The following is a 23354-nucleotide window of genomic DNA, read 5'->3' on the forward strand; positions in this document are numbered from 1 at the left end:
AGATGGGTGGCAGTCTCAGGGGGAGAGCTTATGACACCGGGCAACTATCTGAATCACTACCAGGCGGTAGATACGGCCAGTTTTGCTGAAGATTTGTTTGTAGAACTGTTTCAGGAGACTTTTGGCCTGGAAAAGATACAATACCTGATCAACGAATATCCCTGCCAGAATATCTATGGGGATAATTGCTACATAGATTATGCTCTGAAAACTGACCTGGATGCCTTCGCCATTGAGATAGATGGCGAACAATGGCATAACCCGGCTCTGGTGTCAGAAGATAAATATTTAGACGACCTGCTCAAGCGCAACAGCCTTACTTACCTGGGCTGGAGGGTATATGTATGGACATATCGCCAACTGGTTAATGAGCGAGATAAGGTAAAGTCGGAGTTGCTGCAGTTTATGGGGCAGAGCCCGCATTTTCGCATTTATGATGATTATTTGCCCCGCCAGCGCGGGAAAGTACTGGAATTACGGCCTCACCAAGAGGAAACACTGGAGCGTTTGCAGGAATTGCGGGGTGAGTACCACAGTATGGCTCTTATTGCCGACGCACAGGGTACGGGCAAGACCACCACTGCCGTCCTTGATGCCTGCAATATGGGACTATGCACCTTGTTTGTGGCCCATACCCTGGAACTATTACAGCAGGCAGCTAATCGCTTTAAGGAATTGTGGCCCCGGGCCCAGGTGAAGATTATCGATAATTATGCCGGCCCCCTGGATGCCGATGTAATGATAGCCAGTATACAGGGCTTGCATAATCGCTTGACTCAGTTTGCTCCCGACCATTTTGGCTACATAATCATAGATGAGGCCCATCATGCTGCAGCCACTACCTATCGCAAAGTACTATCCTATTTTAAACCCCGTTTCCTCTTGGGTTTGACTGCAACCCCGGAGCGACATGACCAGGAATCCATTATGGAGATATTTCAGAATGAAGCCCATCGTCTGGATTTAAAAACGGCGGTGGAAATCGGGGAACTGGTACCGATTCGTTGTGTGCGGGTGAAAACCAATATAGATTTCAGTCAGGTTAGGATTAACGGAATTCGCTATAATTATCGGGACCTGGATAGCTGTGTGCATGTGCCTGAACGCAACCGCTTAATTGTGGAAACCTATCTGTCCCATGTGCCCGGAGAAAAGGCTGTGGTCTTCTGTGCCAGCATACAGCATGCTATGGAAGTTGCTGAGCTCTTTCGGGATAGTGGAGTTAAGGCCGAGGTAGTGGAAGGGCGAATGAAAAAGAGAGACCGGGAAGCGGTTTTAGAAAATTACCATCAGGATAAGGTAAAGGTTTTATGCGCCTGCGATATCCTTAATGAAGGCTGGGACAGCCCGGAAACGGCAGTGCTGTTCATGGCACGGCCCACACTCTCCCGGGTTATTTACCTTCAGCAATTGGGACGGGGAACCCGAAAAGCACCGGGCAAGGAAGCTTTGCTGGTATTTGATTTCATTGACAATACCGCCCGGCATAATCATGCGGTAAACCTCCATCGCCTCTTACGCTTGCGGGAATACCGACCAGGTACTCTGGCACTGGCTCCGCAAGAGGAAATGGAGGAAGAAAATCGCCGCTTACGGCTGGGTGAAAAGATTGAAACGCTTTTGCCCCATAATATATTTATCAAGGATTATGAACTGGTTGATCTCTTCGACTGGCAGGAAGAAATCAAAGATATGATGTCCCTGCATGAACTGGCTCTGGAGCTATATGTTGACGATGCCACTGCCCGCCGCTGGGTTGACGAAGGCAAGATTACTCCCGGCCCTGATTTTGAATTGCCCATGGGAAGAGTTACCCACCGTTACTTTCATCGTGAGCGCCTGGAGGATATAAGGCAGCAACTGGATATACCGGCCCGCAAGCCCGAGGAGATTAGGCAGGACTTTTTCAAATATGTTAAAGCTGGGCACATGACCACTTCCCACAAGCCCGTAATGCTCAAAGGCATGTTAATCCTGGTTAATGAAAAAGGGCAGGTGGACCTGGCCGCGCTGGTAAGCTTCTTCCGTGCTTTCTACGAACAGCGGGCAGATGCCGGCCTGCAGGTAGAGATATCCAATGCAAGCATTAACCGAGTCAAAGAAATGAGCGATTTTGAGATAGCCCGGCTGATGCTGACCATGCCCTTTGAAAAATTTGAGCGCAAATTTTTTTTGGAACACCGCAAAGACCTGAGCCAGGTAGCCTTCGTGTCCTCACTCTGGAAACGGCTTACGGCCGAAGATAGGGAGGAATTACTGGATATATGTGAGCGGCAGATTGATAGGTATTATGAGACGAGACTCAACAGTTATCGTTGTAAATCTTAAAATTAGCTTGTTTCTCCTGAACAGGAGGAAATCATGGACAATAGTTGAAAATATTGTAGTATGAATACAATATCTATTGCACTAAGGTAAGCCCCACAAGCGCCGAAAGTCCATGGGAGGTTAGCGATTACGGAGGATAAGGGAGACGAGCGAGAATAATAAAGCACAAAGGTTATAAACTGCTTCGCAGAACAGGGTTCCAAACTCCTTATTTTGACTCCGGAGGGGGTTCTATTACCCAACACAACTTCTTGATAAACTGCTTCTGGAATATATACTTCATCGAAGATTTCCCATAACAAATTAAGTTTACCGATTATTGATAACCCAATAATCGGGCTTGAATTGCATATTATTTTAGCCATCCTTTAATCTCCCGATTCTCTCACTAACTCCCGAATTGCAACACTATCTTGGAGGAAATCGCTCTCAGTATATTCACTCCAGGGAATATTTCTGGTGTTAAGTATATAAATAAAATCATTTAGAGATAAGCCGGCTATTTCACTGGCTTTGGCCAATGAAATGGTCTTACCGACAAAAAAACTTATAGCTAACGAGATTCGTACATTTTCATCCACTGACTTACCATGAACCAGGTCATTAAGTAGCGGTAGCAATTCCTCCGGAATACGCACCATAACATTGGAATCTTTTAAAGCCATAGAACTGCCTCCTTTCAATGAGACCTATTTTTTGTTCTTACCGTGGCATTAAAGTTTAAGCAATCTGTTGTTCCTGCATTGAGGATTTTATCGTTAAGTTGCTCAGATTTCGAAGCCCAATTATCTTGCCTGTTATAGGTATTATTATAGCATAAACGCAGTATTTATGCACCCTGTAATGCCGTAATAACCGGGGTCAGAGCTGTTTTTTATTATCCCCTGACTCTTTCAACTGCCCCCTTTTAGGTTGGACTACAATATCTATATTTCTTTATAGCAAAAAAATATACGAAATGATTACAAAACCCAGAATAACAAAATAAAGGAAACTAGAATATGATGATAGGGAAGCTGCGCGCGAATGGCTCTAATACTTCGCGTGGGCGGCTCTAATTCGCTGTGTTTCCCAGCTGCTGCTTTAAAGAGTACATGAAGAAATGAAAGGGAGCAGGTGTTATTTATGGCTAATATAACTTTTTGGTCCAAACAGGATGGGTATATTTCCGAGTGGGATGCAGACAGAAATTATTCCAATGATACACCATTGTATGTCGGAAGATATTTGCAGCCGGGGGACAGCTTCAGATCATTACTGCAATTTGGTATAGATCGAATTCCGCCTACCAGCCAGATAGAAGAAGCTGAGTTAATCTTGTTTCTATACAGAAATGAGACACCCAGCACAATACACGTTAACGCGCACCGCTTGCTATGTAAATGGAAGCAAAGCAATGTAACATGGAATAACCAACCTCCCCATAAACCGAAACCGGATGGGATAGAGATTATCCATCCTAAAGGATCTGGTTTTGTAAAGATATGCATTTCGGAACTGGTCGAGGGGTGGTATGATGGCTCGATACCAAACCATGGACTGATCCTGATAGGAAATGAACAAATTAACTCGGTGTTGGGGTTTGTGAGCAGCCACTCCAAAGAATGCGAAAGATCGCCGCGATTGAAGATAAGATTTGTGGACGGAATAATTGAAATATACCAAACTGAAGAGCTGAGAGTTCCGTTTGGCCAATGCCCTCTGGTCGATTCAGCCCCAATACCGCTAGGTCCAAGGAAGATGGCAACATTTATGATCGAAAACCTGAGTGACTCCTGGCGTGTTGAAGCCAAACTGCAACTTGGTTTTAGTGATTGTCCGGACGATACCTTTTTCGATGCTGGTTCGTGGGTGCCAATTAAGGCTAATGGTTATCCAGGGGAAGGAATAGTGTTAAGTTCTGAAGATGCTGCGGAATATGCCAGAGTGTTAATTAAGGGAAAGGGCGGGGAATGTTTATTAGTGCATCCCCGAAGCAAAGAAAGGTAATATTGGCATATTATCATCTTAATATACAGTGAAAATAAATAGTGGGACTTTTCGATAGGGGTGTGTGTTTACATTAAGTTGGATAAATTTAAATTACAGAAACCAATCAGGAATGACTATATAGTGAATAAGGGGCTTGCGCCCCTTATATTTGTTCAATGCTTATATTTAAATGAAGTTCCGAGTTAGACAGCTTCTCAGATGCAAGCAATAGTTGAAGTGTTTCATTAATGAATCGGCCGCTTCCCTGGGTGTCCAGATAGAAAGAAAACTTGGTTTCATCTTTTTCTTCCTCCAGCTCCAGTGAAGACTTAAACCTGTTTGCGTCTTCTATTGGCGTGATATTGCTACTGCTCGAACGTATTGGTTGAACAGTTTCGTTTAATACTTTTTCTGGGGCTGTTTTTTCTTTGCGCTGCCTTCCTCTTTTAGAATCTACCGGGACATTAAAATCATGGAGCATACTATACACTTTTGTTCTGGACATTTCCCATGCCTTCGCCATGCCGCTTACTCCTATTTCATTTTTGAGTTCCTGAAGAATCTTTTGCTTATCTTTTTCGGGCATACTTTCAAAATCAGATAAAGAAACAGCCATAATTCAACCTCCTATGTATTTTCCAATATTATATCCGTAAAGAATGAAAAATATTCCATTTGCCATCATTCGAATTCAAATATAAACCCATTGAAGTACAGAACAAAATCTTGCGACATATCCTGAATGAAGTTATCATTTATAGAGATAAGATAGATATAGTAAAAGACTGGCGAAAGTGGTGAAATGGTGACAGCCTTATCAATAATAAAGGAGGCAGAACACTCCCTGCAAATGCTGTTTAACGAGCTGGAGGAAATAGCTTATACCAACCAGGTCAGGGTAATCGAAGCTTTTCACAAACACCGGGTCAGGGAGTATTATTTTTATCCTTCTACCGGTTATGGTTATGGAGATAGTGGTAGGGATGCTCTGGAAGATATATTTGCTGATATCTTTGGCACTGAGGACGCACTGGTAAGGAGCCAGGTCGTGTCGGGGACTCATGCCATATCCGCCTGCCTATTTGCTCTATTAAGACCGGGCGATGAGCTAATATCCCTTACTGGCAGCCCTTATGACACCCTCTGCCGGATTATCGGCCATGAAGAGAAATCTCCGGGCACCTTGATAGATAAAGGGATAAAATACAGTGAAGTTGATTTGGATGAACGGGGTAAACCCGACCTGACAGCTATTGCTGCTGCCATAAAAGATACTAGCAGGATGGTTTTAATACAGCGTTCCCGTGGTTATAAAACCCGGCCGCCGGTGGATTTGGATACTATTGCGGCTATTACTAAACTGGTTAAAGCAAGAAATCCCGCCACTATTGTTATGCTGGATAATTGCTACGGTGAATTTACCGCAGTGCAAGAACCCGGACACTACGGAGTAGATATTATAGCGGGGTCATTGATAAAGAATCCGGGAGGCGGCCTTATACCTTCCGGGGGATATATAGCCGGTAACCAGGATTTGATTGAACAGCTAGCCTTTCATCTTACTGCGCCTGGATTGGGCAAGGAACTGGGTGCCAGCCTTTTGGACAAGCGTATTATGTATCAGGGTTTATTCCTGGCTCCCCATACGGTTTTGCAGGCTTTAAAGGGTGCGGTTCTTCTAGCCTATGTTTTTGAAGAACATGGTTATGAGGTCTTTCCTCGCTGGAACGAAAAGCGCTCTGATATTGTACAGGCGGTTAAACTGAGGGATGCAGCTGAGGTTTTGCGCTTCTGCCAGGAGGTACAGAACGCTTCCCCGGTGGATAGTGATGTTACTTTGGAGTATGGCGAGTTGCCAGCTTACCGGGATAAGATTGTCATGGCCGCCGGTACCTTTGTGCAAGGTTCTTCGATTGAACTTTCCTGTGATGCGCCTTTGCGCTCACCCCACTGCGTATTCCTCCAGGGGGGACTTAGCTATGAGCATTGCCGCTTTCTGTTGCAGCGTTTGTTGGATAGGTTTTTATTGGCAAATGCTTGATTCTACTCCAAAACCTACTTTTGTTGCATAAGGGTTGCATAAATATACAAAGCAAGCGTTGGCGAAGCATGGATGCAACACCCGGTATATTTATACAAGCTAATGAATATTAATAAATTTTTGCGAAGGATCAGTATATCAATGCTTGATAAAACAATAAGCTAATTTGTATCCGCGGGGTATTGGGAGTATTATACTTATAGCGAAAGCTGTTAATCGGATATGAGAAGGAGGCGTTTTAGAAGTGGAAGGTAGTATCATAGCCCTGATAATAGTAATGATTCTGCTTTTGCTGGGAATTGGCGGAACGATTCTACCTCTATTGCCCGGCATACCATTAATATTTGTGTCTATTGCCGCTTATGGCTGGTATGAGGGCTTCCATATTATTACCCCCAAATACATTTGTATACTGGCGGCATTGACCGTTATTTCGCTAATCGTGGACTATCTTTCCACGGTTATGGGGGCTAAATATTTTGGGTCCAGCAAGAAAGGTATGTGGGGAGCCCTGTTGGGTACCTTCATCGGCTTATTTCTATTTCCCCCTCTGGGCCTTCTGTTAGGGCCATTCCTGGGAGCAATGATAGGAGAATACATCGAAATACAGGATGTAGAAAAAGCGGTTAAAATCGGTGTGGGTACTGTTGTGGGCTTGTTCTCCGGCATGGTGTTCAAGCTGGTGCTGGCTATCGGAATGTTTGTATCCTTTCTTATTGTGGTATTTTGATTTTAATAAGGCGGAGGTTGAGGTTGAATTTTGGATAGTAATTATATTTTTCAAAAAGTTAAAGAGGATAATGTCAAATTCATTCGTTTGCAGTTTACCGATATCTTAGGCGTTTTAAAGGCTATTTCGATAACGGCGGATCAACTGCAGAAGGCTTTGGATGGGGAACTCATGTTTGACGGATCATCGATTGAAGGATTTGTGCGTATCGAAGAATCAGATATGTACCTTAAACCCGACCCATCGACATTTTTGGTTCTGCCCTGGAACAGTACTACCTCAAAAGCGAAAACCGCCCGGATAATCTGTGATATTTTTGATTCCAATGGAGAGCCTTTTATCGGATGTCCTCGCTTTGCTCTATCCCGGGCTATTAAGGAAGCCGGAGAAATGGGATTTAATATGCAGGTTGGGCCTGAACCTGAGTTTTTTATGTTTCACCTCGATGAAAATGGAATTCCCAGCCTGCAAACCAATGATAAAGCTGGTTATTTCGATCTCCCTCCCGTTGATAAAGGCGAGGAAGCCCGCCGGGATATGGTCGAGGTATTGCAAAGCCTGGGTTTTGAAATCGAGGCTTCGCACCATGAGGTAGCTCCTGGACAACATGAAATAGATTTTAAATATACTGACGCCTTGAGAACGGCGGATAATATCGTGACCTTTCGTATTGCAGTCAGGATTGTCGCCCAGCGTCATGGTCTTCATGCTACTTTTATGCCCAAACCGATATACGGAATAAATGGTTCAGGGATGCACCTGCATGTATCATTGTTCCGGGGAGGGGAGAATGTATTTTTTGATCCCGACGCGGCCGATGGTCTGAGTGATACCTGTCGCTATTTCATCGGTGGGGTAATGAAGCATGCCCGGGCAATCGCCGCTATAACTAATCCAACCGTCAATTCCTACAAGCGATTGGTGCCGGGCTACGAGGCTCCCGTATATATTGCCTGGTCTCATCGCAATCGCAGTCCTTTAATCAGGATACCAGCACGCCGGGGTATTGGAACCAGAATAGAAATACGCAATCCTGACCCCAGTTGCAATCCTTATCTGGGCCTGGCGGTAATCTTAAAAGCAGGTTTGGATGGAATCCGCAAGCGACTGGCACCGCCGTTGCCGGTGGAGCAAAACATTTACGAAATGGATCTGGCTACCAGGAAACAACAGGGAATAGAATCCCTGCCGGAGAATCTCTATGAGGCTATTGATGAGCTGCGCCGGGATGAGATAATCCAGGAGGCATTGGGAGCGCATATTTATTCTCGTTTTGTGCTCGCCAAGATGAAAGAGTGGGAAAGCTACAGCTCCCGGGTTTACGATTGGGAACTGGCCGAATACCTGGAGAAATTTTAAAGATACACCCTATATTCTTCGTAGTAAACCTGCAACCTTGCCGGCAACCTGAACATTATTAACTGTAATGGGATCCATTAAAGCATTCTCCGGCCTTAGTTCTACATAATCATCTCTTCTATAAAATCGCTTTACCGTAGCTTCATTATCTAGAAGGGCTACAACGATTTCACCGTTGGATGCATCAGCTTGCTCCCTTACAATAAGATAGTCTCCGTCCAGAATTCCGGCTTCAATCATGCTATCTCCTTTTACCTTCAATATGAAATGATTTCCGCTTCCCAGAAAATCCACCGGTATGGAAAGGTAATTATCAATATTTTGTTCAGCCAGGATAGGTGAACCGGCGGCCACATTGCCAATTACGGGGACGGACAGGGCCTCGCTCTGCAGTAAAGGCTCATCATCCAATGGTATAATGGCCCTTGGTTTAGCGGGATCCCGGCGTATAAGACCCTTTTCCTCAAGACGAACCAGGTGAGTATGAACGGTGGAACTCGATTTTAACCCAACGGCCTGACCGATTTCCCTGACTGAAGGGGGATAACCTTTCTCTTTACAGCTTTGTTTTATAAAATCCAGGATTTGTTTTTGCCTTTTACCCAATTTTAATTCATTATTCATTTCCTACCTCCACGGGGATTTATTTTACATTATAGCATGAATCAGGTACGAAAAAACAATTGTTCGCTTAAATGTGGAATATGATTGTTCCCAGAGATGGCATAGACATGGGACGAAAAAACAATAACGGCTTATCAAAATAGATAGGCTGTTATTTTTTATGAAAAACTGAAGGAGATTTTTGAATGCAAGAGGATGGGATAATCCTTACTGGAAAGCAGGAAATGTTTATTTGAAAACAAGTATTGTAGCAACCGCTTAAAGAAGCCAACATATGCCGATTGGATTGTTTAAGCTGTTGCTGTTATAATCAAGATAAAATTGAATGAGGAAAGGAGCGATACCATGAAACTGCCAATAATAATAACTCCGGGGGAAAATGGTTGGATCGTTGCTGAATGTCCAGCTATCCCAGGTTGTATTTCTCAAGGGAAAACAAAGGAAGAGGCAATTGAAAATATTAAAGAAGCAATCGAAGGTTGTATTCTAACAAGAAAAGAAATGGGATTGCCACCAGTAGAAGAAATTGCGGAATTGGAGGTAGCATTGTAGATGCCATCTGTTCCAGTAATTTCAGGGCAAAAAGCGTTAAGAACCTTTACGCGGGCAGGATGGGTTTATACACGACGACACGGCAGTCATATGATTTTAACAAAACCAGGAATGAATACTACTCTTTCAATCCCAGATCATAAAGAGTTGGATACAGGTACGCTAAGGTCTTTAATTCGGAAGTCAGGTTTGACCGTAGAAGAATTTATTAATTTAATATACTAATATGCAAAATACCACCCTCCGCCCAGGAGGATTTTTCTTTTTTCTGAGCCAAAAATATAGCAAAATAAAGAAAAGAGGGTAGGCCAACTTATCACAAACAAGCGAAAGGAGAAAAATATTTTGAATAAATTTATGGCTGTCGAATACCCCGCATAACCTAATCAAAGATAAAGAACCGTTGGGCAAGCAGGAATGACCTGGTAATTATATCGGTTAGCTGGTACATCCCAAGAAGCCCCGCCTCTAAGCATTAGCGTAGGTGGTGGTAGTATGTTATGTCCAGAAAGATTCGCGATCTATGTTTTCAATACTGGCCAGAAACTTCTTGCGCGCTCCGGGGAAGTGCGATTCAATAAGATTCAGCAATTCTTCGACTTCAGCACGTTTGCCGACACCGTCTGCAGGGCAGCGGTTGGGTGCAAGAGCAAGACCTTTGGCTTCGATAAAGCGTATTATATCAGCTTCTTCCACATAAACCAGAGGCCGGATTATGGTGATATCCATGCGGTCCAGGTAGGTGCTGGGTTTAAATACCTTAAATCGGCCCTCGAAGAGCATGGAGAGGAACATGGTATTGACTACATCATCCAGATGATGACCTAGGGCCACCTTATTGCAATTAAGACCTTTGGCCACCCGATTCAGGGCTCCCCGGCGCAGGTTGGCACATAAAGAACAAGGGTTTTTCTCCTGGCGATTATCAAAAACTATTTGACCAATATTGGTTTTCTCTATAGTCAAGGGGGTTCCCAGTTCTTCGCAAAATGCCAACATAACTTCAATATCATTCTCCCAACCGAGATCGAGATAAACCGGAAAAACTGAAAAATCCAGGGGGGTATAGCGATACAGCAACAGTAAGAAATAGAGCAGGGTAAGACTGTCTTTACCCCCCGACATTCCTATAGCCACCCGATCGCCATTTTCCAGCAGCCGATATTTTAGATTGGCATCGCGGATATTTCTGAAAATCTTCTTCTCCAAACGCTTACTCATCCATTTAGCTTCCTATAACTTTTATAGAGTATACAAACAAAGTACGACGGAATAATACTTGACTCCACTGCAAAAACCTCTTTTGTTGCATAAGGGTTGCATAAATATACAAAGCGAGCGTTGGCGAAGCATGGATGCAACACCCGGCGAAGGCGAGCGGCGAAAGGGGGCGAGCGACAGGATGTCGCGAGAGCGCTATCACCCTACGGGTACTCCTGGTGTTCCACCCTTCGGGTGTTACTATTAAGGTTGTGACCAGGACGGGAGATTAGCGCGGTACCCCTTGAGCAGCGAGACAAGCCGCAGGTGTTGCCCATGCGAAGCGCCCTGTCGGGCGCCCTGTCGGGCACAACTGATGCTCCCTTCGGTCGCTATTAGGGACGCTGGAGCGGTATATTTATACCAGCCAATGAAAATTAAAAACTTTTTTACAGTAGAATTAATGTTGTAAAAGGGGAGATTTTGTTTTCTCCCCTTGATATCCCGTCTTATTTCTTGGCCGGTGTGCGCTTGAGACTCTGGCTTAGCAGCTCTACCGGGTGCATGACGCGCGCATTCCACTTGTGCCTTTGCACCCCATGTCTTAGTTGCATCATACAGCTGGGACAGCAGGTAGCAATTACTGCAGCAGCAGTTTCCATGGCACTATCCATCTTCTTGTCCAAGATCCTCATTGAGAGGTCATAGTGGGTTAGACTATAAGTTCCGGAACCGCCACAACAGCGATTGGCTTCACCCATTTCTATATATTCCACTTCCGGTATCTGCTGAAGAAGCTCTCGGGGAGCCTTTTTAATTCCCTGGGCATTGGCCAGGTGACAGGGGTCATGATAAGTTACCTTTATTCTGTTCTCAACTTCTTTGTAGGGTATTTTGATCTCAAGCTTTTCCATCAGGAATTGGGTTAAATCCATTACCTTTTGGGAAAAAGCCATAGCCTCATCCTCAATCTTCAAACCTCCCAACAGGAATTCCATGTTCTTTGAGGATAAAGCTGACGAACAGGAGGCGCAATCAGTAACTATATAGTCATAATCACCGTTGTTGAATATCTTTATATTATGGACGGCTAATTTCCTGGCGGTATCCATCTTACCATTGGCAATGTGCGGTAGACCACAGCACTTCATATCCCGGGGAATAATTACTTCACAACCGTAGTGGGTAAGTACATCCACCGTAGCCCGTGCCACCTGGGGATTAAAGAGGTCGGTACCACAACCCAGGAAATAGGCTATACGATATTTCTTTTCCCCCCGGGCCGGGTTATATTCGGGAAGAAAGCTTCGCGCTGACTGGCGGGGAACGGAAGTTAAGATTTTCTCCGCTTTAGATAAATCACCAGGTAGAATACTGGTTAATCCCAGATTGCGAGCCAAGCTCTGCAACCCGCTTTTCTGAGCTCCCCACATAAACTTGCTGGAGGCTTTGAGCAAACCCGGTCTGGTCCACAGGCTATCAAATATCAGTTCCTTACTCAGACTGGGATTCTTATCATATATATAGGAACGGGCCGCCGCATTCAGTTCATGTATATCTATTCCCGAGGGACAATTGACACTGCAGTTCTCACACATAAGGCAATTGCTTAAGCGCTCACTTACATCGTTATTCGGCTCAACCTTGCCATCTCTTAGCATCTGCACCATGAAAACATGTCCCCGGGGGGCGGCGGTTTCATTTCTAATTTCAGCAAAAACCGGGCATACACTTCTGCATTTACCACAACGCACACATTTCATTATTTGCTCTTTTACAGGAGGCAATTCATGAAACTCCACCAAAACCTCCTCCTTCCAATGAACTAACCCAAATGTCATGGGGACGGGGTTGCTGACAACTTCATCCTTCAACGTCAAAAAACTATTTTCTTACTACCCTCCATGGCCGTGGGTCGCAACCACCGATGTAAAGGGGAATTACCGGCACTTGAATGCCGAGATATATTAAGAAATTTCCTTGTGCCGCTTAGATCAGCTTACCTGGATTCATTGTGCCCCGGGGATCGAAAACCCTCTTTATATCGCGCATAAGCTGGGCGGCCCGGCCGTGCTCCAGTTCAGCATATTGCCGACGGACAGCGCCCACCCCATGTTCCCCGGTGGTGGAACCCTCCATGGCAATAGCCAGGAGGTGTATTTCATGCACCATATCCATAACTTTTTTAACTTCTTCGGGATTTTCCGGGTTAATTACCGGAGCGGTATGAACATTACCATCCCCGATATGACCATAATTTACTACCTTTATGCCATATTTATCTCCCAGGGCGCGGATGGCCCTGAGGGTATCGGCTACACGCGACAGGGGAACACTTATATCTTCACCGGCAAACACCCGGCTGGCATCAGCTCTTACTCTGGCAGCAGCAGTAGCGGTTATACTGCGTCCTTCCCATAACTCAGCCATTCTCCTGGGTTCTGTGGCCCATTCCACGCTACGGGCTCTCTTTCCCACCACTTCTTTTATAACCGAGCCCTCATATTCCACGCTGGGAGGATTACCGTCAACCTCAAACAAAAGAATTGCTTCCGCCTGGGGAAGATTTATTTCCGGTTTAAATTGGTTTACTGCGTCTATAGCAGAGCTGTCAAGGATTTCAATGCCTGAAGGCAGTATCCCTGCCTGGTATATATCGAGTACGGCCGCCGGGGCCTCATCCAAATTATCAAATACGGCCATGGCAATACCGCGAGCTTTGGGTTTGGGCCAGCAGCGCAGGCGAATCCTGGTTACAATCCCCAGTACCCCTTCTGAGCCTACCATTAGTTTGGTAAGGTTTAAACCGGAGACATTTTTTATGCACCTGGCCTTGACCCCGCCGGTGGTAATTACCTCTCCGTTGGGCAATACCACTTCCAGCCCTAAAATATATTGTTCGGTACAACCATATTTTACCGCCCTCAAACCGCTGGCATTGTTGGCGACCATGCCTCCTATAGTACACATCTGACTACTTCCGGGGTCCGGCGGGAAGAATAGATTATATTTAGCAAGCTCCTGGTTTAGTTGGGCATGAATAACCCCAGGACGGACAATAACCTGCATGTTGGGAGCGTCTATTTCCACGATTTCATCCCAGGTAGATAAATCCAGAACAATACCACCCTTTAGGGCAATACATCCACCCGTCTCACCGGTTCCTGCACCTCGGGGAACAATATCAATATTATTTTCAAAGGCAAAGCTGGCTATATTCTGCACTTCTTCCGTGGAGCGGGGAAAGACCACAGCCAGGGGGCTGACTGGCTCCAGCTTGGTCAAAAAGGAACTATCATAGGAATAATACATCAAATCCAGCTCTTCGCTCAAAACCTTTTCCTTACCCAGCATTTTTATTAAAGCTTGTCTTATCTTATCTTTATCCAAAGAATTCACTCCCCCCTAAAAACTAATATACTAAAGAAATTCTCCAAATTCCTTGCCTATTATAACACAGATGAAGTTAAAGAGGATTTCTAATTTCAACCTGCCTATGATCTGAGCTGAGTTTTCCATGCCACCTGCTTATTATCTTTCCCTTGCCCCCTTAAATTCTAAAGCCGTCACGGGGGTTGCATTTATGTTTCGCCATCTATACCTTCTGCATCAAAAGAGTTTTTTATCGTAGAGTAATATTAGCTTATCACAGGCCTTTTTTGGCTAAAAAGGAAGTGCCCCTATCAACATATATCGACAATATAATGCAATTGTAGAAGCAATAATGCAAATCAACATGATAGCTAAACATGTAAAATCGCTGCAAACCCTGATAACTAAAGGTTCAATAAAAATAACAATGCTTTGGGTTACGAATTAAATGCATATATGCATGATTCAATTGGCGCAAGTGCATTAATGCAAGTGAAATATTTTTTCTAAATAATTAAATCTAAATTATATTACTGCCAAAGTGACGATAAATCGGAAGCTGAGAGTAATTATTAACTTTTGGCATTTAATTTGCATGTGTTAATAGAAAGGATTGAATATTTAGAAATTTCCCGCATTAATTTGTTCTGTTAGCTAAATATAGCTAAGAAGATAAGCAGTTTAATTTCTTATGAAAGGAGTGATGCCAGAAATTTTATTATTGTTGGGTTTATCAGATATGAGTATGTATAAGGAGGAGTTATAATAATGAGTTTTGCGGACGAATATAGAAAAAAGTTAGTATCAGCGGATGAGGCAGTAAGAATCGTAAAATCTGGAGACTGGATCGATTTTGGCTCCTTTTTAGGGCAGGTCAGAACCCTGGACAAGGCTTTAGCAAAACGCAAAGATGAACTAAGTGATGTTAAAATATGGACTTGCGTTAATCCCTATCCAACCGAAGTTAATGTGGCTGATCCAGAGGGTGACTCCTTTATCTGGCATAGCTGGCATATGTCCGGAGCGGATCGCAAGGTTGCAAAAACCAAAGCGGTTTATTATTCTTCGATAGTCTACTCGGAGCTTCCTCGTTATGTCCGGGAGCACATTGAGCCCCTGGCGGTAGCTATGCTGCAAGTTACTCCCATGGATAAACATGGATATTTCAATTTTGGACCCCAGGCTACCCACACCCGGGCAGTTTGCGACCGGGCTCAAAAGATTATTGTGGAAGTAAACGAAAAACAACCCCGTTGCCTGGGTGGCTATGAAGAGGCCATTCATATTTCGGAAGTTGATTATATTGTGGAAGGGGAAAACCAACCCCTGGCCCAGATTCCGGCTCCGCCGCTCAGCGAAGTAGATCAAAAGATTGCCCAACTTATTCTGGAAGATATGCATGACGGATGTTGTGTTCAGTTGGGAATTGGCGGTATTCCTAATGCAGTGGGCATGATGATTGCGGACTCTGACCTTAAGGATCTGGGTTGTCACACCGAAATGCTGGTAGATGCCTATGTCCATATGCATGAGGCAGGAAAGCTGAGTGGCAGTAAAAAACAAACCGATCCCGGGAAAATGGTCTATACCTTCGCTCTGGGTACTCAAATACTTTATGACTTTATCGATGACAATACCAAATGCGCCATCTATCCAGTTAATTACACCAATAAACCAGCTATTTCTTCACTCAATGATAATCTTATAACCATAAACAATGCGGTGGAAATCGATCTCTATGGACAGATTTGTGCCGAGTCATCTGGATTCCGTCAGATAAGTGGAACCGGAGGACAGTTCGATTTTGTTCTGGCCGGTTACCTCTCCCGGGGCGGTAAATCTTTTGTATGTATGCCTTCTTCATATAAAGCTGCGGACGGGAGTATCAAATCCAGGATATGTCCCACTCTTCCCCCGGGAGGAATTGTTACCGATACCCGTTCCATGGCCCCCATTATTGTTACCGAATACGGCAAATTCCAGCAAAAGGGCATGTCAGTTTGGCAGCGGGCGGAAGGCTTGATCGGAATTGCTCATCCCGATACCAGAGATGAATTAATTAAAGCCGCCCAGGAACAGGGCATTTGGAGAAGAAGCAACAAAATCAGCTAATCATTAACGCTTGTTAGTCAAAGCACCCTGTAGTTGAAAAAGGAATAGACAACTATTGCTAAAAGTCGTGATGGTCGTGATGCTGGTAAAAGGAAGTAAAATTTAATTATAAGACACCCTAAAAACAAATAGCCCCATATTATATTCCCCCAGTTTTTTTAAAAGCGGCAGAATCTTCACTGCCGCTTCACTTTTTAATACTAAAGTGAGAGTTACAGTTAAAAAGCTTTGGATAATTGGATATAATCTATATTAGACTTGGTGCCACTGCAAAAACCTGTTTTTGGGTATACCCAACGCTACATATGGCGTTCAAAATCTCACCATTATACTAGATATGGTGGTGTTAATTTTGAAAAATGACTTTTTGCAGTGGAATCAGACTTTATTACTATTGTTTTTGCTTCTTAAAAGCCTGATTTTGCACAGCGCTAGACATAGTTCCTTGTTTAAGGCATAAATTTATACTGGAAGGACAGCAGGATTTAGCATCCTTTATGGAAAAGGCGGAACCACACATTACAGTGAGTTACTGATGGTATCTGCCTGTCAGCTTGATTAATGTTTAAAAGGAGACTTTATGTATTCTGAAATATTTGATTTTTTGCCTCCGGAAAGAATTAAAATTAATGAGCCCATGAAAGAGCATAGCAGCTTTAAAATTGGTGGACCGGTAGATTTAATGGTCTTGCCGGAGAGCATTGAAGAAATTCAAAGGATTACACACTATTGCCGTAAAAAAGACATACCTTGTTTTGTCTTTGGCCTGGGCAGCAACATCCTGGTCAGAGATAAAGGGATAAGGGGAGTAGCCATAAAAGTTGGGAATAACCTCAAAAATATTTCTATCTGTAACGACACAATCTTTGCTGAGGCCGGGGTAAGGTTGGCGGAGCTCTCCCAGGCGGCTGCCGACTACAGCCTTAGTGGTCTTGAATTCGCTGAAGGTATACCGGGAAGCCTGGGGGGAGCAGTGGTAATGAATGCCGGTGCCTACGGCGGGGAAATGAAAGATGTTTTAAAGGAAGTCAGGGCGATTACTCCTGACGGAAATTTGTCCAGCTTTAAACCGGAAGAAATGAAACTGCGTTACCGAGGAAGCATTTTTCAGGAAGAAGAACTGATTGTAGTTTCGGCACTTATGCAATTGCACAAGGAAAGGGCAGAGGATATCAGGGCCAGGATGCAGGACTTTGCCAAACGCCGCCGGGAAAAACAGCCCCTGGAATACCCCAGTGCGGGCAGTACTTTTCGGCGACCTGCAGGATTCTTTGTGGGACCGATGATTGAAGAGATGGGGCTTAAAGGCTTTAAAGTCGGCGGAGCCGAGGTTTCCCGCAAGCATGCCGGCTTTATCATCAATAGCGGGAATGCTACCGCCAACGAGGTGTTGGAATTGATTGCGATAGTTAAGGCTAAAGCCAAAGAGCACTATGGAATCGAGCTGGAGACAGAAGTCAAGGTAGTTGGAGAAGAATAAATTATCCAGATTTCGGAGATATAATTTTGGAGATTTAGATGAAACTTTTATTAACCACCCTTAATGCCAAATACATTCATTCAAATCTGGCCCTGGCCTATCTTCAAGCGACTGTTGTTGATGACAGCTGGGAGACTAAAGTACGCGAGTTTACCATAAACGAAAAGAACGAGTACATTATGGCGGAGATATTTCGCGAGCAGACGGATGTGCTCGCTTTTTCCGTTTATATATGGAATGTTGGTGCTATCTTGGAAATCTGTCGCGAATATAAGAAGGTAGCTCCACAAAGCTATATTATCCTGGGAGGACCGGAAGTAAGTTATGATGCTAGAAATATTTTAATGGAAAATCCTAGCATTGATTGCATAATACGCGGGGAAGGGGAGGAAAGCTTAAAGGAAGTCCTGGAGAGTATTGCTGGAAACAAATCCCGCACAGCAATAAAGGGGATAAGCTACCGAGATGGGTCATCAATTATCGATAATCCCGATAGGGAACTGATAGCTGACCTGGATATTATTCCTTTTCCTTATGACCAACTAGATTCTTACCATAATCGTATTTTGTATTACGAGACTTCCCGGGGTTGCCCTTATAACTGCAGTTACTGCCTATCCTCAACCATCAAGGGGGTGCGCTTTTTCCCTCTGGAGAGGGTAAAAAAGGATCTGGCTAAATTAATTAACGCTGGGGTAAGGGAAGTAAAATTTGTTGACCGGACTTTCAATGCCGATGAAAGACGAGCCCGGGAAATCATGGAGTTTATTATTTCCCAACAGGGAAATACCCGCTTTCATTGTGAGATAACCGCGGAATATCTATCCCCGGAATTCATCTCCTTCCTGGCTACCGTACCACCAGACTTATTTAATTTTGAAATCGGTATTCAGTCTACTTGCCCAGAAAGCCTTAAGGCTGTAAGAAGGAAAAGCAATTGGACACACTTGAGGACTAATATTGAAAGGCTGCAAGCTGCCAGCAATATCCACCTGCATCTCGATCTTATTGCTGGTCTGCCTTATGAAAGTTATAAGCGCTTTGCCCGCTCTTTCAATGATGTTTTCTCTTTACTTCCGGATGTAATCCAGTTGGGTTTCCTCAAGCTCTTGAAAGGTTCGGAAATACGGGCTGCTGCAAGAGAACATGGATATCTGTTTCAGGATAATCCCCCTTACCAACTGCTGGCCAATCATTATCTCGATTACAATGAAATCTTACAGTTGAAACAAATAGAGGACTTGCTGGAGCGTTATTACAATTCGGGCAAGATGCGCTTTACGCTGGACTATATCGTAAAGCAGATCTATCAGGGTGATGCTTTTAGTTTCCTGGCTGCTTTCGCCTCTTATTGGCAGGAACAGGGGTACTTTGCCTGCTCTCATCGCCAGGAAGCGGAATATAATTTTTTGCTGGATTTTGTTAAGAGCAATTTTGTTGAGTTTCAGGAAATAGTCAATGAACTGCTAAAATACGATTATCTCTGGAATCAGCAATCATCTAATCTACCCTCTAAACTGAGCAGGTATAACCCGGAAAACACGAGCCAAATACTCTACACATTGATAAAAGATCAGGATTTTGTGCAGTCAAATCTACCCTCCTATGCCAGCACAAAAAGCAACCGGGAATTGCGCAGGCTGCTACATCTTGAGTTTTTTAGAATCGACCTCATTACTGGAATACCATCTTCCCGGCTTATCCCTTATCTTTTTCTCTATAATCCCCGCCGTAAAAAAGCAGAAGAGTTGATAAAGGTGCCAGGCACCTTTATCAACTCTGAGTTAAACTAATTACTTGTTTAAAGTAAACTATAAGAATTTTTTATTCTTGGCATGGTAATGAGTATGCAACAGCTCGTGGGATTTATGTCCCAGGGGTTCATGCAGGAACTCCTCGTAAAGGGTTTTTACTTCCGGATTGTCGTGTGATTTCCTCAGAGGCAATCCTTCATCTTCCACATAAATTGCTTCTATGCGTTCCACCCGTTTGACATTGGCTTTGGTGATGGGTTGACCGCCGCCGCCAATACAACCGCCAGGACAAGCCATGATTTCAATGAAATGGTAAGGCGATTCGCCTGCTCTCACCTGTTCCATAAGCTTGCGGGCATTGGCCAGTCCATTGGCGATAGCTACCTTGACTACCGTACCATCCAAATCCACAGTGGCTTCCTTGATACCGGTTATACCACGGGTAGCGACAAAATTCACATCTTCCAGGGTCTTCCCGGTTACTACCTCATAAACGGTACGCAGGGCCGCTTCCATAACTCCGCCGGAAGCGCCAAAGATTACTGCGGCACCGGTGTATTTACCCATCCAGGAATCGAAATCGGAGGCGGGCAGCTTGCTGAAATCCAGCCCGCTCATACGGAATAGTCGCCCGATTTCACGGGTGGTCAACACCAGGTCAACATCCTGATAGCCACTATCGTTCATCTCCGGCCGGGCTGCCTCAAACTTCTTGGCTACACAGGGCATAATGGATACCGAATAGATCTTGGAGGGGTCAATACCCATCTTCTCGGCCCAGTAGGTCTTGGCCAGAGCTCCAAACATCTGCTGAGGAGACTTGCAGGTAGAGAGGTTGTCCAGGAGATCGGGATAGAAAGTTTCACAGAAATTGATCCAGCCGGGACTGCAGGAAGTGAACATGGGTAGAGTTCCGCCTTCCTTCAAGCGCTTCAGAAGTTCATTGCCTTCTTCCAGAATAGTAAGGTCAGCCGTAAAGTTGGTATGCAGGACATGATCAAAACCTATTTGTCTTAATCCCTGTACAAAGGTTCCCATCGGCAGTTCACCGGTCATCATACCTATTTCTTCAGCAATAGCCACTCTGACCGCAGGTGCTATCTGGGTTATAACTACTTTATCGGGATTAGCTACCGCAGCCAGGAATTCATCAATCTGTTCTCTTTCTCCGATAGCACCAACCGGGCAAGCATGGATACATTGTCCGCACATTACGCAAGGACTGTCAATCAAGGCTTTACCCAGGGTGGGAACCACCATAGAATTATAGCCGCGTCCTTCCATACCCAGGGCATTTACGCTCTGGATAACGGAACAGGCTTCGATGCAGCGGCGACATAGTATACATTTATCCTGATCCCGGAATAGGGAAGGAGTGGAAAAGTCTTTTGCAAATCCCCGTACTTTGTACTCAAACGGATTCTCTCTTATGCAGTATTCCTGGGCCAGGTCTTGCAGTTCGCAATTGCCATTTCTTATACAGTTCAGGCAGTCCTGCGGGTGATTGGATAGTATCAGTTCCAGTATGGTTTTTCTAGCATCTAAAACCTTCGGTGTCCTGGTCTTTACGACCATTCCTTCAAAAACGGGCATGGCGCAGGCCGCTTGCAACAAGCGGTTGCCTTCTACTTCACATACACATACTCTGCAGTTGGCTTTTATCGACTGGTCAGGATGAAAACACAGGGTAGGTATTTTAATGCCGACTTCACTAGCTGCCTGCAGGATGGTAGAGCCCTCAGGAACGGATACTTTAATTCCGTCTATTGTCAGGTTAACCATTCATATTCCCTCCTTTGCTCTTTCCTACACGAATTTAGCTTCGTAGTCGGCTTTAAAGTGCTTGATGGTGGTCAATACCGGAGCAGGAGCAGCCTGACCCAAGCCGCAGAGACAAGAATAGGACATTACTGTACCTAACTTCTCCAGCAAAGCAACATCCTTGTTCGAGCCTCGTCCCTCATTAATCTTTTCCATTAGTTCTGCGGTTCTGGCGGTGCCTTCGCGGCAGGGAGCACATTTTCCGCAGGATTCATGTTCAAAAAAGCCTGCTATCCTGGTGGCTACATCCACAATATCTCGGCTCTCGTCAATAACGAAAGTAGCCCCGGAGCCTAGAGTTGCTCCAATAGCGGACATGGAGTCGAAAGCCACCGGGGTATCCAATAAGGCATCAGGGATGAAAGCACCTGAAGTTCCGCCGATTTGCACTGCTTTAAATTTCTTGTCGCCCGGGACACCTCCGCCAAATTGAAAGACTATCTCCCTGATAGTGGTGTTGGTGGGAACCTCAAAAAAGGTTCTGTTGTTGATATCGCCGGTCAGGGTAAAGACTTTGGTTCCCGGATAGGCAGGGTTGCCTATGCTGGCATACCAATCGGCTCCCTTTTCAATTATAACGGGAATGTTGGCGAAGGTCTCAACATTATTGACTATTGTGGGTTTGGACCATAGTCCTTCAGAAGGTGGATAGGGGGGTTTAAAGCGAGGTTCACCACGTTTTCCTTCAATAGATTCGATAAGAGCGGTCTCTTCACCGCAAACATATGCTCCGGCTCCGCTTCTTACTTCGATATCAAAATCTTTTACCAATCCCTTTTCTTTAGCCTGGTTAATCGCAGTATTCAGGGTACTTACCAGGAAAGGGTATTCTCCTCTAAGATATATATAGCCCTGGGTCGCTCCAATAGCATAAGCACAAATAGCCATTCCTTCAATTAAAGTGTGCGGGTCGTTTTCCATGATCAATCGGTCTTTGTAAGTACCTGGTTCGCCTTCATCAGCATTACATATGACATATTTCTGATCAGCCTGTGCGCCAGCGGCAAAAGACCACTTCATTCCACAGTTAAAACCAGCACCGCCGCGGCCTCTAAGGTTGGATTTCTTGACTTCGGCAATGAGATCTGCGGTATTCATAGCACGAGCTTTTTCCAGGGACTTATAACCGCCCTGAGCCAAATAGTCATCGATCTTCAGAGGGTCGATTTTGCCGTAGTTCCGCAGCACTATACGCATTTCTTCGGCCATTCGTATGCCTCCTTTCTGTATTCTCTAATAACCCCAACTAAAGTTTTTTGATATCCGCTTTATTTATATTCCGCAATAATGGCCGGGATTTGTGCTGGACTTACATCCAGGTAAGGCTTACCGTTGACGGTAATGACCGGTGTAGCCTGGCATTGCCCAACACACTCGGTGAATTCCAGAGCAAATTTTCCATCGGCCGTACTTTCTCCCATCTTGATTCCCAGTTCTCTTTCCAGAGCTGCTACTACGTCAGCTGCTCCAGCTACATGACAGGGAGCACTTTCACAAATTCTAACAACATTCTTACCGCGAGCTTCAACCGAAAACATAGAGTAGAAAGTGGCGATACCATAGGCTTCGGCAGTTGATAATTTGAATACACGAGCAGCTTCAGCTATTGCTTCCTCCGGCAGGTAACTGAATTCCCTCAATAGCGCATGGTAAGCCTCAATAATTCCGCCTGCTTTTCCATCGTACTGGGCAATTATCTCCTTATAATCCATCATCCTATACCTCCTTCCTTTGCCTATTTGGTTTTGTAGTAACTGCAATAGAGCTACTAGTCCACACTTATGCTTAACATAATATAATATCGTCCAAATAGAAAGTTCAAAATTTCTCAAATTAACAGAATTTATTGGGATTTATTAGTGAAAGGTTCGTTTTATTCCTTATTCATTAGTTTCTTATTTATCTGAATGGTCTGTACTAAAAAATGAGTTAAGGGAAGGTTCTGTGAAGCAAGTTTTGGATTCAAATAGAGTTATTGGTAAATAATTTGGGACTAGATAATTTTAGGGC

The 23354-nt window shown here is 44.5% G+C and carries 20 protein-coding genes; 10 read left to right on the forward strand and 10 right to left on the reverse strand.

The window, feature by feature from the left end; all coding sequences use genetic code 11:
- Positions 1–30: 30 nt before the first annotated feature.
- Positions 31–2328 (forward strand): DEAD/DEAH box helicase, encoded by a 2298-nt coding sequence (locus tag SWOL_RS05080; RefSeq protein WP_041427400.1) that lies wholly within the window; start codon positions 31–33, stop codon positions 2326–2328.
- Positions 2329–2330: 2 nt separating this feature from the next.
- Here the strand turns inward: SWOL_RS05080 and SWOL_RS05085 are convergent, their stop codons facing one another.
- Together SWOL_RS05085 and SWOL_RS05090 are read right to left on the reverse strand one after the other, a co-directional pair.
- Complete coding sequence (locus SWOL_RS05085) at positions 2331–2693, reverse strand: PIN domain-containing protein (protein ID WP_041427401.1); 363 nt, start codon at positions 2691–2693, stop codon at positions 2331–2333.
- A 3-nt stretch (positions 2694–2696) separates the two neighbouring features.
- Positions 2697–2993 carry a UPF0175 family protein gene (locus tag SWOL_RS05090; protein WP_041427402.1) on the reverse strand — a complete coding sequence of 99 codons (297 nt, stop codon included), beginning with the start codon at positions 2991–2993 and terminating at the stop codon, positions 2697–2699.
- Positions 2994–3453: 460 nt separating this feature from the next.
- Between SWOL_RS05090 and SWOL_RS05095 the strand changes: the two genes are divergently transcribed.
- On the forward strand, positions 3454–4317 hold the full coding sequence (locus SWOL_RS05095; RefSeq protein ID WP_011640422.1) for a DNRLRE domain-containing protein: 864 nt from the start codon (positions 3454–3456) through the stop codon (positions 4315–4317).
- Positions 4318–4462: 145 nt separating this feature from the next.
- Here SWOL_RS05095 and SWOL_RS05100 read toward each other — a convergent pair whose 3' ends face one another.
- Positions 4463–4915 (reverse strand): hypothetical protein, encoded by a 453-nt coding sequence (locus SWOL_RS05100; RefSeq protein ID WP_011640423.1) that lies wholly within the window; start codon positions 4913–4915, stop codon positions 4463–4465.
- Positions 4916–5101: 186 nt separating this feature from the next.
- Between SWOL_RS05100 and SWOL_RS05105 the strand changes: the two genes are divergently transcribed.
- The 3 genes from SWOL_RS05105 to glnA all read left to right on the forward strand — a co-directional run bounded on the left by SWOL_RS05105 (position 5102) and on the right by glnA (position 8429).
- Positions 5102–6340, forward strand: a complete 1239-nt coding sequence (locus SWOL_RS05105; protein ID WP_041427403.1) for a methionine gamma-lyase family protein — start codon at positions 5102–5104, stop codon at positions 6338–6340.
- Positions 6341–6584: 244 nt separating this feature from the next.
- Positions 6585–7070 (forward strand): DUF456 domain-containing protein, encoded by a 486-nt coding sequence (locus SWOL_RS05110; protein ID WP_011640425.1) that lies wholly within the window; start codon positions 6585–6587, stop codon positions 7068–7070.
- Positions 7071–7100: 30 nt separating this feature from the next.
- The gene (glnA, locus tag SWOL_RS05115; protein WP_011640426.1) at positions 7101–8429 is read left to right on the forward strand and encodes a type I glutamate--ammonia ligase; all 1329 of its coding nucleotides are present in this window, start codon (positions 7101–7103) and stop codon (positions 8427–8429) included.
- Positions 8430–8438: 9 nt separating this feature from the next.
- Here the strand turns inward: glnA and lexA are convergent, their stop codons facing one another.
- A complete protein-coding gene (gene lexA, locus SWOL_RS05120) occupies positions 8439–9053 on the reverse strand; it encodes a transcriptional repressor LexA (RefSeq protein ID WP_011640427.1) in 615 nt (204 codons plus the stop codon).
- A gap of 345 nt (positions 9054–9398) precedes the next feature.
- On the opposite strand from lexA, the gene SWOL_RS05125 reads away from it, so the two are divergent.
- Positions 9399–9605, forward strand: coding sequence for a type II toxin-antitoxin system HicB family antitoxin (locus SWOL_RS05125; RefSeq protein ID WP_041427404.1), 207 nt, complete (start codon positions 9399–9401; stop codon positions 9603–9605).
- The gene (locus tag SWOL_RS15260; protein ID WP_011640429.1) at positions 9606–9830 is read left to right on the forward strand and encodes a type II toxin-antitoxin system HicA family toxin; all 225 of its coding nucleotides are present in this window, start codon (positions 9606–9608) and stop codon (positions 9828–9830) included.
- A 273-nt stretch (positions 9831–10103) separates the two neighbouring features.
- Here SWOL_RS15260 and SWOL_RS05135 read toward each other — a convergent pair whose 3' ends face one another.
- From SWOL_RS05135 to SWOL_RS05145, 3 genes are all read right to left on the reverse strand, one after another.
- Positions 10104–10826 carry a tRNA 2-thiocytidine(32) synthetase TtcA gene (locus tag SWOL_RS05135; RefSeq protein ID WP_011640430.1) on the reverse strand — a complete coding sequence of 241 codons (723 nt, stop codon included), beginning with the start codon at positions 10824–10826 and terminating at the stop codon, positions 10104–10106.
- 488 nt (positions 10827–11314) lie between these two features.
- On the reverse strand, positions 11315–12607 hold the full coding sequence (locus SWOL_RS05140) for a (Fe-S)-binding protein (RefSeq protein WP_011640431.1): 1293 nt from the start codon (positions 12605–12607) through the stop codon (positions 11315–11317).
- A 187-nt stretch (positions 12608–12794) separates the two neighbouring features.
- Entirely contained in the window at positions 12795–14195 is a 1401-nt protein-coding gene (locus SWOL_RS05145; RefSeq protein WP_011640432.1) for an FAD-binding oxidoreductase, read from the reverse strand.
- A gap of 750 nt (positions 14196–14945) precedes the next feature.
- On the opposite strand from SWOL_RS05145, the gene SWOL_RS05150 reads away from it, so the two are divergent.
- The 3 genes from SWOL_RS05150 to SWOL_RS05160 all read left to right on the forward strand — a co-directional run bounded on the left by SWOL_RS05150 (position 14946) and on the right by SWOL_RS05160 (position 19562).
- Positions 14946–16289 (forward strand): acetyl-CoA hydrolase/transferase C-terminal domain-containing protein, encoded by a 1344-nt coding sequence (locus SWOL_RS05150; RefSeq protein WP_011640433.1) that lies wholly within the window; start codon positions 14946–14948, stop codon positions 16287–16289.
- A 580-nt stretch (positions 16290–16869) separates the two neighbouring features.
- The gene (murB, locus tag SWOL_RS05155) at positions 16870–17769 is read left to right on the forward strand and encodes a UDP-N-acetylmuramate dehydrogenase (RefSeq protein WP_011640434.1); all 900 of its coding nucleotides are present in this window, start codon (positions 16870–16872) and stop codon (positions 17767–17769) included.
- 38 nt (positions 17770–17807) lie between these two features.
- Positions 17808–19562, forward strand: a complete 1755-nt coding sequence (locus SWOL_RS05160) for a B12-binding domain-containing radical SAM protein (protein WP_011640435.1) — start codon at positions 17808–17810, stop codon at positions 19560–19562.
- Between the two features lie 18 nt (positions 19563–19580).
- On the opposite strand, the gene SWOL_RS05165 is transcribed toward SWOL_RS05160, so the two are convergent.
- Genes SWOL_RS05165 through SWOL_RS05175 form a run of 3 tightly spaced genes read right to left on the reverse strand, consistent with a single transcriptional unit; the run spans position 19581 to position 23059 of the window.
- Complete coding sequence (locus tag SWOL_RS05165; RefSeq protein ID WP_011640436.1) at positions 19581–21305, reverse strand: NADH-dependent [FeFe] hydrogenase, group A6; 1725 nt, start codon at positions 21303–21305, stop codon at positions 19581–19583.
- A 24-nt stretch (positions 21306–21329) separates the two neighbouring features.
- Complete coding sequence (gene nuoF, locus SWOL_RS05170; RefSeq protein ID WP_011640437.1) at positions 21330–22553, reverse strand: NADH-quinone oxidoreductase subunit NuoF; 1224 nt, start codon at positions 22551–22553, stop codon at positions 21330–21332.
- Between the two features lie 59 nt (positions 22554–22612).
- Positions 22613–23059, reverse strand: coding sequence for a complex I 24 kDa subunit family protein (locus SWOL_RS05175; protein WP_011640438.1), 447 nt, complete (start codon positions 23057–23059; stop codon positions 22613–22615).
- Positions 23060–23354: the final 295 nt, after the last annotated feature.

This window comes from Syntrophomonas wolfei subsp. wolfei str. Goettingen G311, assembly GCF_000014725.1.
GTDB lineage: Bacteria > Bacillota > Syntrophomonadia > Syntrophomonadales > Syntrophomonadaceae > Syntrophomonas > Syntrophomonas wolfei.